Origin of the sequence: Mycobacterium sp. (assembly GCF_052144515.1) — a bacterium.
In the GTDB taxonomy this organism is placed as follows: domain Bacteria; phylum Actinomycetota; class Actinomycetes; order Mycobacteriales; family Mycobacteriaceae; genus Mycobacterium.
On the sequence record NZ_JBKQQD010000378.1, the window covers coordinates 1 to 12,358 of the forward strand.

General features: G+C 67.2%; 11 protein-coding genes and 1 pseudogene. 2 read left to right on the plus strand and 10 right to left on the minus strand.

Annotated elements, in window-relative coordinates; genetic code table 11:
- Positions 1 to 346: 346 nt before the first annotated feature.
- The 6 genes and pseudogenes from ACLP9N_RS24845 to ACLP9N_RS24870 all read right to left on the minus strand — a co-directional run bounded on the left by ACLP9N_RS24845 (position 347) and on the right by ACLP9N_RS24870 (position 5,740).
- Positions 347 to 1,273 (minus strand): PE family protein, encoded by a 927-nt coding sequence (locus ACLP9N_RS24845; RefSeq protein ID WP_442409865.1) that lies wholly within the window; start codon positions 1,271 to 1,273, stop codon positions 347 to 349.
- 249 nt (positions 1,274 to 1,522) lie between these two features.
- Positions 1,523 to 2,681 (minus strand): annotated as a pseudogene (locus ACLP9N_RS24850) (HNH endonuclease signature motif containing protein); the annotation flags it as partial.
- 90 nt (positions 2,682 to 2,771) lie between these two features.
- Positions 2,772 to 3,236 (minus strand): PH domain-containing protein, encoded by a 465-nt coding sequence (locus tag ACLP9N_RS24855; RefSeq protein ID WP_442409935.1) that lies wholly within the window; start codon positions 3,234 to 3,236, stop codon positions 2,772 to 2,774.
- Between the two features lie 5 nt (positions 3,237 to 3,241).
- A complete protein-coding gene (gene ribH / locus ACLP9N_RS24860) occupies positions 3,242 to 3,724 on the minus strand; it encodes a 6,7-dimethyl-8-ribityllumazine synthase (protein WP_442409866.1) in 483 nt (160 codons plus the stop codon).
- Positions 3,721 to 4,998: a bifunctional 3,4-dihydroxy-2-butanone-4-phosphate synthase/GTP cyclohydrolase II gene (locus ACLP9N_RS24865; protein ID WP_442409867.1), complete on the minus strand. Its 1,278-nt coding sequence runs from the start codon at positions 4,996 to 4,998 to the stop codon at positions 3,721 to 3,723. Before ACLP9N_RS24865 ends, ribH begins: the two co-directional genes overlap by 4 nt.
- A 118-nt stretch (positions 4,999 to 5,116) precedes the next feature.
- Positions 5,117 to 5,740: a riboflavin synthase gene (locus tag ACLP9N_RS24870; RefSeq protein ID WP_442409868.1), complete on the minus strand. Its 624-nt coding sequence runs from the start codon at positions 5,738 to 5,740 to the stop codon at positions 5,117 to 5,119.
- A gap of 84 nt (positions 5,741 to 5,824) precedes the next feature.
- On the opposite strand from ACLP9N_RS24870, the gene ACLP9N_RS24875 reads away from it, so the two are divergent.
- Together ACLP9N_RS24875 and ACLP9N_RS24880 are read left to right on the plus strand one after the other, a co-directional pair.
- Positions 5,825 to 6,529, plus strand: a complete 705-nt coding sequence (locus ACLP9N_RS24875; protein WP_442409869.1) for an LppX_LprAFG lipoprotein — start codon at positions 5,825 to 5,827, stop codon at positions 6,527 to 6,529.
- Entirely contained in the window at positions 6,529 to 8,142 is a 1,614-nt protein-coding gene (locus ACLP9N_RS24880) for an MFS transporter (protein WP_442409870.1), read from the plus strand. The genes ACLP9N_RS24875 and ACLP9N_RS24880 overlap by 1 nt, the downstream gene beginning before the upstream one ends.
- Here the strand turns inward: ACLP9N_RS24880 and ribD are convergent.
- The 4 genes from ribD to fmt are packed head-to-tail and all read right to left on the minus strand — an operon-like array spanning position 8,139 to position 12,247.
- Positions 8,139 to 9,158: a bifunctional diaminohydroxyphosphoribosylaminopyrimidine deaminase/5-amino-6-(5-phosphoribosylamino)uracil reductase RibD gene (ribD, locus tag ACLP9N_RS24885; RefSeq protein ID WP_442409871.1), complete on the minus strand. Its 1,020-nt coding sequence runs from the start codon at positions 9,156 to 9,158 to the stop codon at positions 8,139 to 8,141. The genes ACLP9N_RS24880 and ribD overlap by 4 nt on opposite strands.
- 10 nt (positions 9,159 to 9,168) lie before the next feature.
- Positions 9,169 to 9,876 (minus strand): ribulose-phosphate 3-epimerase, encoded by a 708-nt coding sequence (gene rpe / locus ACLP9N_RS24890; protein WP_442409936.1) that lies wholly within the window; start codon positions 9,874 to 9,876, stop codon positions 9,169 to 9,171.
- A gap of 35 nt (positions 9,877 to 9,911) precedes the next feature.
- Complete coding sequence (locus ACLP9N_RS24895) at positions 9,912 to 11,321, minus strand: RsmB/NOP family class I SAM-dependent RNA methyltransferase (protein ID WP_442409872.1); 1,410 nt, start codon at positions 11,319 to 11,321, stop codon at positions 9,912 to 9,914.
- Positions 11,318 to 12,247, minus strand: a complete 930-nt coding sequence (fmt, locus tag ACLP9N_RS24900; protein WP_442409873.1) for a methionyl-tRNA formyltransferase — start codon at positions 12,245 to 12,247, stop codon at positions 11,318 to 11,320. Before fmt ends, ACLP9N_RS24895 begins: the two co-directional genes overlap by 4 nt.
- Between the last annotated feature and the right edge of the window lie 111 nt (positions 12,248 to 12,358).

Sequence of the window (12,358 nt, forward strand, 5' to 3'; positions counted from 1 at the left end):
GCTGAAGGGCTTTCCCGACAACGTCGCTCCTTCGCGTACCACGTGCACGTGACGAAGGCTGATTAGCCCACCTGACTACTCGCACGCATCAGCAGGGGGTATGTTGCAAGAATTTCCGTGCCGTCGGGCAGCTGCTTGTCGCGCCAGCCCTCGAACGTTTTCACCAAATGATGGCACCGATTAGAGATTGACGATTCGCTGCAGTTCGCCGATGACGCCGACGACATGAACAACGCCATCATCTATGCCGGGATGGTCTGTGCCCAAATCGAATTGGCCAAGCTCGCGCGCTCCCATCCCAAGTTGGTGGACAACATGAACACCTGCTCATCAACGCCGCCAGCGGTCAGGACCGGCGCGAAATCCCCACGGTGTCTACACCGGCTGACACACCTTGCCAGGGGTGGCTCAGCGGACCCGGGAAGCACGGAAAGTTCAAAATGGAAGCTTTGAAAACTTGCAGGCGCGTGAGAGTGGTTAGGTTGTCGATCGTTTCCGTGTCGGAAGGGAAGTCCGCCGTAGTAGCGCCTATCACTTCTCGCCCGTTCAGAACGCCCATTCCGACGTGAACTTCTGTGCCCTGCGTCACTGAGCCGGCGAACGACTCCTGGCCCACGTTCGGTGACGGCAGGGGACTAAATCCCGGGACGGCGGCGCTCTGTTGTTTAGCGACGTCAAAGGCCGTTAGCGCGCTCTGGTGGCTTGGGTAAAGGTCCACTGAGAGTGTCACCTTTTGGCCCCCGGCGTTTTGGTAGACCACCAGCCTGGTGGCTACCGGGTGGCCCGGCGCGTTGGAATTCGGGCCGGTACTGCCGAACTTGGTGATCTGAGGGAAGAGCGTGCGAACCCCGGGGAGGCCGACGATAAGGGCTCGGGGCAGCAACCGCTGACTACGCTGAGAAACAGCGCCAGTTAGCTGGTTTTCGATGCGTTGAATCGGCCGGGCGACGGGGCCAAAGCCATTCTGCACTGTGAGCAGGCCCTGCCGGACGTTGGCGGCCTCGGTGCTGGCATAGGCGCCCGCGGCCGAGTCGAGGGTCTGCACAAACTGGGAGTGAAACTTCGCGAGCTGGGCGCTTAGCGCGTGAAATTCCGAGCCGTACTGAGAAAACAGCGCCGCAACCGCCGCCGACACCTCATCATCAGCCGCCGTCAGCACCGCCGTCGTGGGCGCTGCCGCCTCCGCGTTGGCCGCGCTGACCGTCGCGCCGATGCTCCCCAAATCTGTTGCCACCGCCGTCACCATCTCCGGCGCCACGATCACAAACGACATCTAACCCTCTCCTGTCCTGTGGCAGCGAAAAAAATCTTACTGCGAGCCGGAGCCGCGAATTGCGTTTCCGCATCGAAACACAGCGGCGGCCAAACGATTCCGCAAGCTGCTTAAGGGGCCTGCCATACGTGCCGCGCGTGCTGGTACCGACAAGTTGGGCAGCTACCAATGCCTGGCGCTTCGGCGCGAGGTCTCAGTCGACTCACCGGCCATGACCTGTATGGGCCCCGGGGGGTATCTTGCATGAGTTACCGTCCCATCGGGCAGCTGCTTGTCGCGCCAGCCCCAAAATGTCTTGAGCAAATAATGAAGCCGGCATAGGCATTTCAGATTGGACGGGTGGGTGTGGCCGCCGGCGGCGTACGCGACGGTATGGTCCACATCGCAGTAGACCGCCGGCCGGTCACAGCCAGGGGGCCCGGCAGGTCAAGTCCCGGCAGCGCACGAAATCCGCCAGTTGGGCCGAGGGGACATACCCGGGCTCGGGCGCATCGATCGGCAGGATCAGTGGCTGCAGCCGCGCGGTCTTGCCCAACTCGGCGACCAGCTCGGCCGGGATGAGTCCGTCGGCGCCGGGCAGCACCCCCGGCGCGGTGCCGGTGCCATCGACGCTGGACTGCTCGGCGATCACATGGATTACGACGTTTGACGCGCCTGAGGGCGCCGCGGCGCTGCAGTCGCCGGATCGGCAGCCACACACGAGGCGGTCGGCCCCAGCGGCCAGCGCGCCCACCGCATCGGCGCGACGCTGCTTATGGGTGCGTGGATCGGCGTCGCACACCGTGGCCGCCAACTCGTCGAGCCGGCGGTCAAAGGCCCGGCCCGCGGTGGCCACCACGTTTCCCGTTACCCAGGCCATGCCCGAGTCGTCGACGACATCGACAAACCGATCGCTGGCCGCCTTCGCCGCCCGGCGCACCGCGTCGGGGTCGACGTTCGCCACGACTTGGTCCACCGCCGCCGAGAGCCCGCCACGGGTGATCGAGGGGTACCGCGACAACAGCACCGCTAGCCGCGCGTCCACCTTCGCCAGCGCGTCGGCGTCGGTGATCAATTCGGTGCGGAACACGATCGTTTGGAACGACCGATAGTCGATGTCCCCGGCCTGGAACGCCTTGCCCACCTCCGGCAGTCGCTGGCGCATCGCCATCGCGTAATGCAGGTAGCTCGAACCCATAGCCACGCTGCAGCACAACGCTGCGGCAATCTGCGCGGCGACCGCCTCCCACGTGTCCGTTGCCCACTCCTCCCGTTCGCCGGAATCGCGACAGCGCAGCACGAACAACTCACCGATTGCGATCAGCCGCTCGGCGGCCGCCTGAGCCTCCGCCCGCCTGGCGTCGCGTACCCGCGCCAGCAGCGCCGTCGACTCTCGCGTCTCCCGCGATGCATACCAAGATTCGAATATGTGTTCGAGCGCAGCATTGCTCCACTGACTCAATACTTTTTGGCAGGTCGCAGGTTGTGGATAACCGGCGTTAAGCGGCCTGACCCATGATCACATCCCGGTCGCCAGGTCGGGCCGATAAACCTTCACCAGCCTGCGCACGGCGTCCATCGCCGCCACGGCGCGCTCCTTGTCGACGGCCTGGATCGCCATCACCGGAAAGTACTCGTCGTCGGGCAAGTCGACGCGCGCCCAGCGGCTGCCGGCCGGAAACGACACACCGACCGTGTCGGACCACGGGATAAGCTTGTCGCCCAACAGGTTACGTACCAAAAGCCCGGGCGGGCCCACTCGCAGTCGCGGCCGCGCGAACAACAACACGGCACCGGCGATGACCAGACCGAGCAGGGCCAGCGCGACCTGGTCGGCGGTCTGGAAGATCACTCCACTGGACTGCTTCTTGAGCAGCAGGCCCGCCACGATGTGCACTGCCGCGATCAGAAATGCTGCACCGTAGGCAAATAGCGGTGTCAGATGCGGGCGCAGTTCAACGTCCCAAACCTCGCGTTGTGACACCGCAGTCACGACCGAGCGCGCAGGTCACGCAACGTCAGCGCGGCGGTCAGGCCCGCCGCGGTCGCCTGGGCTCCCTTGTCCTCGACCGACGTCGGAAGCCCGGCCCGGGCCAGCGCCTGCTCCTCGGTGTTGCAGGTCAGTACCCCGTTGGCAACCGGAGTCGAGGCGTCCAGGGCAACCCGGGTCAGGCCCTGCGTCACGGAATCGCAGACATACTCGAAATGTGGTGTTTCACCACGGATCACGACTCCCAGGGCGACGACGGCGTCGTGGTTGCGGGCGAGTTCCTGCGCCACCAACGGGATCTCGATCGCGCCGAGCACGCGGACCACCGTCGGGTCGTCGATACCCGACTCGGCGGCCAATTTGCAGGCGCCGGTCAGCAACGCGTCACAGATCTGACCGTGCCAGGTGCTGGCGACGATACCGAGCCGCAAACCGGAGGCATCCAGCGCCGGAACGTCCGGCACGCCGGCGCCACCGCTCACAAAGCACCGCCGAATTCTCCTGGCAGATAGACAGATTCGTGAAAATCGTCCAGTCCGGCCAGGTCGTGGCCCATCCTGTCGCGTTTGGTCATCAGGTAGCGGATGTTCTCCGCGTTGGCCCGCACCGGCAGCGGCACCCGCTCGATGATGTGCAATCCGTACCCGTCCAGCCCGACCCGCTTGGCCGGGTTGTTGGTCAGCAGCCGCATCGAGCGCACCCCGAGGTCGACGAGGATCTGCGCGCCGATTCCGTAATCCCTTGCGTCGGCGGGCAATCCGAGCTTGAGGTTGGCGTCCACGGTGTCGGCGCCGGCGTCCTGCAGCTGGTAGGCCTGCAGCTTGTGCAGCAGCCCGATGCCGCGGCCCTCGTGGCCGCGCATGTACAGCACCACGCCACGGCCCTCCCGGGCGACCATCGCCATCGCGGCATCCAGCTGGGGCCCGCAGTCGCAACGGCGTGAGCCGAACACGTCGCCGGTGAGGCACTCGGAGTGCACGCGGACCAATACGTCGTCTCCGTCGGCGTTCGGCTCGGCGATCTCGCCGCGAACCAGCGCCACATGTTCGACGTCCTCGTAGATGCTGGTGTAGCCGATGGCGCGAAACTCGCCATGACGGGTCGGGATCCGTGCCTCGGCGACCCGCTCGATGTGCTTCTCGTGCTTGCGCCGCCATTCGATGATGTCGGCGATGGTGATCAGTGCGAGACCGTGCTCGTCGGCGAAGACCCGCAGCTCGTCGGTCTGGGCCATCGCCCCTTCGTCCTTCTGGCTGACGATCTCGCAGATCGCGCCCGCGGGTTGCAACCCGGCCATCCGGGCCAGGTCGACGGCGGCCTCGGTGTGACCGGGCCGGCGCAACACGCCACCGTCCTTGGCGCGCAACGGAACCACGTGACCGGGGCGGGTGAAATCGTCGGCGACACTGGTGGGATCAGCCAGCAGTCGCATGGTGGTGGCCCGGTCGGACGCGGAAATCCCGGTTCCCACGCCTTTTTTCGCGTCGACGGTCACCGTATAGGCGGTGCCGTGCTTGTCCTGGTTGACCGCGTACATCGGCAGCAGGCCCAGCCGGTCGCAGATCGCGCCGTCCAGTGGCACACACAGGTATCCCGAGGTGTAGCGAACCATGAAGGCCACCATCTCCGGCGTTGCCTTTTCGGCGGCGAAGATCAGATCGCCCTCGTTCTCGCGCTCCTCGTCGTCGATGACGACGACGGCCTTGCCCGCCGCGATGTCGGCAACCGCCCGCTCGACGGAGTCCAACCTCGTCATCGTCGCTACCTTGCTGTCAGACCAGCTCACACGAGAAGCCCCACGTGTGACATCCAGTATGAACCACCGCGCCGCGCCGGTTATTGCCACGGCTTATTGAGTGGGACAGTTCACCCAGCTAACGCGTCGGATGCCTGGTGGGCGCGGTCTCCAGTAACCGCTCAACATACTTGGCGATCACGTCGACCTCGAGGTTCACGTTCGTCCCGACCGGAGCGCCGCCGAGGGTGGTGAGTTCCCGGGTCGTCGGGATGAGAGAGACCTCGAACCAGTCCCGTGGTTCGGCGCCGAGGCCGGAAACCGTCAACGAAATCCCATCGACGGTGATCGAGCCCTTCTCGACGACGTAGCGGGCCACCGCCGCGGGCACCTCGATCCGCACCACCTCCCAGTGCTCGGACGGTGTGCGGGTCACGACCTCGCCGGTGCCGTCCACATGCCCCTGCACGATGTGCCCGCCGAGCCGGCTGTTGAGGGCCGCGGCGCGCTCCAGGTTCACCGGGCTTCCGACGCGCAGCGCGCCCAGGTTGGACCGGTTGAGCGTCTCGGCCATCACATCGGCGCTGAATTGGCCGCCGGGCAGCACCTCCACGACGGTCAGGCACACACCATTGACGGCGATCGAATCGCCGTGGCCGGCGTCGGCGGTGACGACGGGTCCCCGAATGACCAGGCGTGCGGCGTCGGCGAGCGGTTCGCGGCCGGTGACCTCTCCGAGTTCCTCGACAATTCCCGTGAACATTGCACCAGGTTAATGACCGTTGCGCGGCTCACGCACCCCGTTGGTTCACCGGCCTGGTCACGAGCACCCTCTACGATGCAGACTATGCAGACCCGCCGCCGATTATTTGCCATCCTCGCCGCCGTGAGCCTCGCTGCCGCCCTGATCACCGGATGCTCGTCGGGCTCCACGCAGAGCAGCGCGCCTCTCCCGGACGCGACGACGTTGGTCAAGCAGTCCGCCGATGTCACCAAGAATCTGAAGAGCGCGCACCTGGTGCTGTCGGTGATCGGCAAGGTTCCCGGGCTACCCATCAAGACGCTGACCGGCGATCTCACCACCGCCCCGGCCACCGCCGCATCGGGCGATGTGCAGCTGACAATGGGGGGCTCTGAGGTCGACGCCAATTTCGTCGTCGTGGACGGCGAGCTGTACGCCACGCTCACCCCGAACAAATGGAGCGATTTCGGCAAGGCCGCCGACATCTACGACGTCTCGACGATCCTGAACCCGTACGCCGGCGTGGCCAACTTGCTGGCGAATCTCACCGACGCCAAGGCCGAAGGGCGCGACACCATCAACGGGCAGAGCACCATCCGCATCAGCGGAAATGTCCCCGCGGATGCCGTGAATAAGATTGCGTCGCAACTCAGTGCGGGTAAGCCGGCGCCGACCACCGTCTGGATTCAGGAGACCGGCGATCATCAGCTGGTACAGGCCAAGTTGGATCGCAGTCCGGGCAATTCCGTCCAGATGACGTTGTCGAATTGGAACCAGCCGGTGCAGGTCACCAAGCCTCAGGTGAGCTGATGAGCACACAGTCAGGACGCCGGGTCGCCATCACCGCGGGAAGCCTCGCGGTATTGCTGGGTGCGCTGGACGCCTATGTCGTGGTCACCATCATGCGCGACATCATGACCGATGTCGGCATTCCTATTAACAAGCTGCAGCGCATCACCTGGATCGTCACGATGTACCTGCTGGGCTACATCGCCGCGATGCCGTTGCTGGGCCGCGCGTCCGACCGGTTCGGCCGCAAGCTGGTGCTACAGGCCAGCCTGGCCCTGTTCATCGTCGGCTCGGTGGTCACCGCGCTGTCCGTGCAAATCGGCCAGTGGAACCTGTTCGGCGACGACCCCAACACGGCTTTCCACGCGCTGATCATCGGCCGCACCATCCAGGGCGTGGCCAGCGGCGCCCTGCTTCCGGTAACGCTCGCCCTGGGCGCGGACCTATGGGCGCAGCGCAACCGCGCCGGCGTGCTCGGCGGTATCGGCGCTGCGCAGGAACTCGGCAGCGTGCTGGGCCCGCTGTACGGAATCTTCATCGTGTGGCTGTTCCACGACTGGCGCGACGTCTTCTGGATCAACGTCCCGTTGACGCTGATCGCCATGGCGATGATCCAGTTCAGCCTGCCGGCGCACGATCGCAGCGCCGAACCGGAGAAGATCGACTTGGTCGGTGGTGTGCTGCTGGCGGTCGCTTTGGGCCTCGCCGTGGTTGGGCTGTACAACCCCAATCCCGACGGCAAGCAGGTGCTGCCGAGCTACGGGCCGCCGTTGGTGATCGGGGCGGTCGTTGCCGGGGTGGCGTTTTTACTTTGGGAGCGTTTCTCGCGCACCCGGCTGATCAATCCGGCCGGGGTGCGTTTCGTGCCGTTCCTGTCCGCGCTGGGGGCGTCGGTGTGCGCCGGCGCGGCGCTGATGGTGACGCTGGTCAATGTGGAACTTTTCGGTCAGGGCGTGCTGCAGATGGACCAGAACCAGGCGGCCGGGTTGCTGCTGTGGTTCCTGATCGCCCTGCCGATCGGCGCCGTGCTGGGCGGATGGATCGCCACCCGCGTCGGGGACCGCGCGGTGACGTTCGTCGGGCTGCTCATCGCCGCCGGTGGTTACTGGCTGATCCACTACTGGCGGGCCGATCTGATAAGCCATCGGCACAACATCTTCGGGCTGTTCAGCGTGCCTGCCGTGCACACGGACCTGCTGGTGGCGGGTATCGGGCTCGGCCTGGTGATCGGCCCACTGTCGGCGGCCGCCCTGCGGGTGGTCCCCGCGGCGCAGCATGGCATCGCCTCGGCGGCCGTGGTGGTGGCCCGGATGACCGGCATGTTGATCGGGGTGGCCGCGCTCAGCGCCTGGGGCCTCTACGAGTTCAACCACATCGTCGCGAGAAAGTCCGCGGAAATCCCACCCAACGCGAGCCTCTTAGAGCGCCTGCTCCGCCAGAAAGACATGTATCTGGACGCGTTCGCGGAGATGTACGGCGGCATCTTCGCGGTCACCGTGTTCATCTGTGTGATCGGTGCGCTGCTGGGCCTGTTGCTCGGTGGCCGGAACCACCACGCCGCCGAGCCAGACGAACCCGAAATCCCCGAGCAGCAGGCCGCAGCAAACACAGCGCCCCAAGCCGTGAACCCCTAACGCGACACCAGGCTCAGCACCAGATCCGGGCCGACCCGTTCGACGCCGTCGAATTGCCAGCGCAACGCTTGCGTGATGCTGGACACCCCGACATCGTGGACGGCGGCGACGGGGCCACCCAGCAGGATCGGCGCGACGTAAGCCAAGATCCGGTTGATCGCGCCGGCCCGCAGGAAGGCCCCGGCGAGGGTGGGGCCGCCCTCGATTAGCACGTCGGTGCGATCCGACAGCGCCTTGATCACCTCGGCGGGATCGTGGGTGCGAATCACCATGGTGCGCGAATCGTCGTTGAGAACCTTTGCCTCGGGAGGTATTTCACGCATGCCCACCACCACGCGCAGCGGTTGTTTGTCGGCCAGCGAACCGTCCGGCAACCGGGCGGTCAAGGCCGGATCGTCGGCCAGCACGGTGCCGGTGCCGACCACGATCGCATCGGCGGCCGCACGGCGACGATGCAGGTCCGCGCGTGCGGCCTCGCTGGAGATCCACTGACTGGAGCCGTCGGCCGCGGCGCTGCGGCCATCAACGCTGCTGGCGTACTTCCATGTCACGTGCGGCAGCCCGGTCCGCTGCTTGTGCAGCCACTCCCGCAGCGGCCCGGCGGCCACCTGATCGGCCAGCACGCCCGACCGCACCTGCACGCCTGCCGCCTGCAGCCGGCCCGCGCCGCCGCCTGCGAACCCGTTCGGATCGGTGACGGCGTAGATCACCGTTCCGACCCGGGACTCGATCAGCGCGTTCACGCAGGGCGGGGTCTTACCGTAGTGGTTGCACGGCTCGAGGGTGACCACCGCGATGCCGCCGGCCGCCAGGCCACCCGCCCGGCGCAACGCCACCACCTCGGCGTGGTCGCCGCCGGCGGGCTGGGTGGCGCCGACGCCGACAACCCGGCCTTCGGGGTCCACAATGACGGCCCCAACCGGAGGGTTCGGGTATGTGGTGCCCTTGACCTGGTAGGAGTGCTCGATGGCGAGGCGCATCGCCGCGTCGATGCTGTTGACCTGTTCAACGGTCATAGGCGGCCGCTCATCCGCGTAGATGCGGTGACGCGGCGGCTGCCTGTCGACGTAGCGCCTCTATGGCGGCCTCGGGGTCGTCGGCGCCGTACACCGCCGAGCCGGCGACGAAGCAGTCCACGCCGGCCTCGGCGGCCTGCTCGATCGTGTCCGCGTTGATGCCGCCGTCGATCTCGACCAGGATGGTCAGCTCGCCCGAATCGACCAACTTGCGAACCGCACGCACCTTGCCCAGCACGTCGGGGATGAAGTCCTGGCCGCCGAAGCCGGGCTCGACCGACATGACGAGGAAGGTATCGAAGTGCCGCAGGATCTCTAGATAGGGATCCAGCGGGGTCTTCGGTTTGATGCTGATCCCGGCTCTGGCGCCGGCGGCGCGGATGTCGCGGGCCACCGCGATCGGGTTGTCGGTGGCCTCGGCGTGAAAGGTGACGTTGTAGGCGCCCGCTTCGGCGTACGGAGGCGCCCACCGGTCCGGGTTGTCGATCATCAAATGGCAATCCAACGGGATGTCAGTGTGGGTTAGCAGGCTTTCCACCACCGGCAGCCCGATCGTCAGATTGGGAACGAAGTGGCCGTCCATCACGTCGACGTGCAGCCAGTCGGCGCCTTCGACGGCCGCCGCTTCGTCGGCGAGCCGGGCGAAATCGGCGGCCAGGAGCGACGGTGCTATCAGGGGCCCCATCGAAGTTCCTGTGCTGCGAGGCATGAGCGCCACACTACTGAGATCGGCGCTGAGATCGGCGCGAGGCCTCACGTCACGCGCCGCAGCGCGGCGGCGAACATCGCGTCGGTGCCGTGCCGGTGCGGCCAGAGCTGCACAGAGTTCATCGAAGGGCCGCCCCCACTACCCTCGTCGACCGGTTCGAACAGCGGCCGGGTGTCCAGCGCGCACACCGGATGGCGGCGCAGCGCATCAGCGACCACGCCCGAGGTTTCGGCCAGGTGCGGCGAGCAGGTCGCATAGAGCACCACGCCGCCGGGCCGGGTCAGCGCGATCGCGGCGGCCAGCAGCTCACGCTGCAGCCTGGCCAACTGCGGCACGTCGGCCGGCTGACGCCGCCAGCGCGCCTCGGGCCGGCGGCGCAATGCGCCCAGCCCGGTGCAGGGCACGTCGACGAGCACCCGGTCGAAGCCCGCCTCGAGACCGGTCTGCCGCCCGTCGGCCCGCAGCACCTCCACCGGCAGCCCGGAGGTGTTCTGCGCCACCAGGTCCGCGCGATGCGGCGCCGGCTCGACCGCCGTGACCCGGGCCAGGGGTCCAAGGCCTTGGCTTAACAGCACAGCGGCCAGCAGCGCAGTCTTGCCGCCGGGCCCGGCGCACAGGTCCAGCCAGCGTCCGGTGTCGCCGTCGACAGGTGCCAGCGTCAGCGCCCGGGCCACCAACTGGCTGCCCTCGTCCTGGACCAGAGCCTGTCCGTCGCGCACCGGGGCCAGCTGTCCGGGGTCGCCACCACGCAGGTAGACGGCGTACGGCGAGTAGCGGCCGACGGTGCCGTGCACCATAGCGGCTAGTTCCGCGGCGCTGAGTTGGTCCGGGCGGGCCGCCAAATGCACATGCGGCCGTTCGTTGTCGCTTGCCAATGCCGCGTCGAGTTCTCCTGCCCCCGCGCCCAGCGCGTCGGCGAAGGACTGGGCGATCCAGCGTGGGTGGGCGTGCACGAACGCGGCATGCCCGATCGGATCGGCCGACGCATCGGGAGCGAGCTCGGCGACCCAGGACTGCTCGTCACGCCCGGCGATGGTGCGCAACACGCCGTTGACGAAACCCGCTCGCGCCGAGTCGAATTCGATACCTGCCTGTTCAACGGTGGTGGACACTGCGGCGTGTGCGCCGACCCGGGTGCGCAGCAGTTGGTAGGTGCCGAGGCGGAGCAGATCGAGCAGCACCGGATCGATTGCTTCCGGTGAGCGTCCAGCGGCCGCGCCGATGACCGCGTCGAGCAGGCCTAGGGTGCGGCAGGTGCCGTAGGTCAGCTCGGTGGCGAATGCGGCGTCGCGGCCGGTGATACCGCGTCGCCGCAGCACTGCGGGCAGCGCCAGGTTCGCGTACGCCTCGCGCTCGCTGACCGCCCGAAGCACCTCGAACGCGGCGCCGCGCGCCGGATCCAGTGGTTTGCGGCGCGGCCCTTTCCTCCGGTTTTGCGGCCGGGACGCGGTCATGACGCGCGTACCGCTGGGTCGAGCCGGGCGCCGCGGGCCCAGTCGGCGGCGTCCATGAGTTTCTTTCCGGGCGGCTGAATCTGGCCCAGCCGCACCGGATCTGAGCCGGTGCCGATCCACACACTTTTGCGGTCGACGTGAATACCACCGGGCGGCAAGGGTTTCGGTGACTGGTCGAGGTGCACCGGTCCGAGTTTGAGCCGCAGGTCACCGATGGCCGTCCAGGCACCCGGGTTGGGAGTGACGGCGCGGATCCGGCGCTCGACGACCGACGCCGGCAGCTCCCACCGTACCCGGGCCTGCTCGACGGTGATCTTCGGCGCCGTGCTGACGCCCTCGGTTGGCTGCGGGCGCGGTGTCAGCGTCGCGTCGGCGATGCCGTCCAGTGTGGCCGACAGCAGTACGGCACCCGAAAGAGCCAGTCGCTCAAGCAGATCCGCGGCGGTATCCGTCGGCCGGATCGTCTCGGTGACGACACCGTAGACCGGTCCGGAGTCCAGGCTTTTTTCGATTTCGAACGTGGTCGCCCCGGTGACGGTGTCCCCCGCGGCGATGGCGGCCTGTACCGGTGCCGCGCCGCGCCACGCGGGCAATAGCGAGAAGTGCAAGTTGATCCAGCCGTGGGCAGGCACCGCGAGCAGGCCGTCCCCGAGCAGTGCCCCGTAGGCCACCACCGCGCAACACTCGGGCGCCAGCTCCGCGAGTTCGTCGACGAACTCCGGCGAATTCGGCCGCGACGGCCGCAACACCGGAATGCCGCGGTCGAGCGCCTCACGGGCCACCGGTGACGGCGCCGGCTTGCCCCGCCGGCCGGCGGCCGCGTCGGGTCGGGTCAGCACCGCGACCACGTCATGCCGCGGCGAGTCGATGAGGCTGCGCAGCGCGGGCAGCGCGGGTTCGGGGGTGCCGGCGAAGACGAGGCGCACCGGCTCAGTCTAGGAAGTGTGGCGCAGGCCCACCGAAGATGTAGTAGGCATTTACTATTTCTAATACATACTGTTTCTAGAAGGCACGCTCTGGCGCCCCCTCGTTCCCAG

Excerpts from the sequence above, each read along its gene's own strand:
- ACLP9N_RS24895 (WP_442409872.1), bottom strand. The coding sequence starts at position 11,321 with ATGACCGCGTCCCGGCCGCAAAACCGGAGGAAAGGGCCGCGCCGCAAA.
- ACLP9N_RS24865 (WP_442409867.1), bottom strand. The coding sequence starts at position 4,998 with ATGACGAGGTTGGACTCCGTCGAGCGGGCGGTTGCCGACATCGCGGCG.
- ACLP9N_RS24845 (WP_442409865.1), bottom strand. The coding sequence starts at position 1,273 with ATGTCGTTTGTGATCGTGGCGCCGGAGATGGTGACGGCGGTGGCAACA.
- ribD (WP_442409871.1), bottom strand. The coding sequence starts at position 9,158 with ATGACCGTTGAACAGGTCAACAGCATCGACGCGGCGATGCGCCTCGCC.
- ACLP9N_RS24875 (WP_442409869.1), top strand. The coding sequence starts at position 5,825 with ATGCAGACCCGCCGCCGATTATTTGCCATCCTCGCCGCCGTGAGCCTC.
- ACLP9N_RS24870 (WP_442409868.1), bottom strand. The coding sequence starts at position 5,740 with ATGTTCACGGGAATTGTCGAGGAACTCGGAGAGGTCACCGGCCGCGAA.
- ACLP9N_RS24880 (WP_442409870.1), top strand. The coding sequence starts at position 6,529 with ATGAGCACACAGTCAGGACGCCGGGTCGCCATCACCGCGGGAAGCCTC.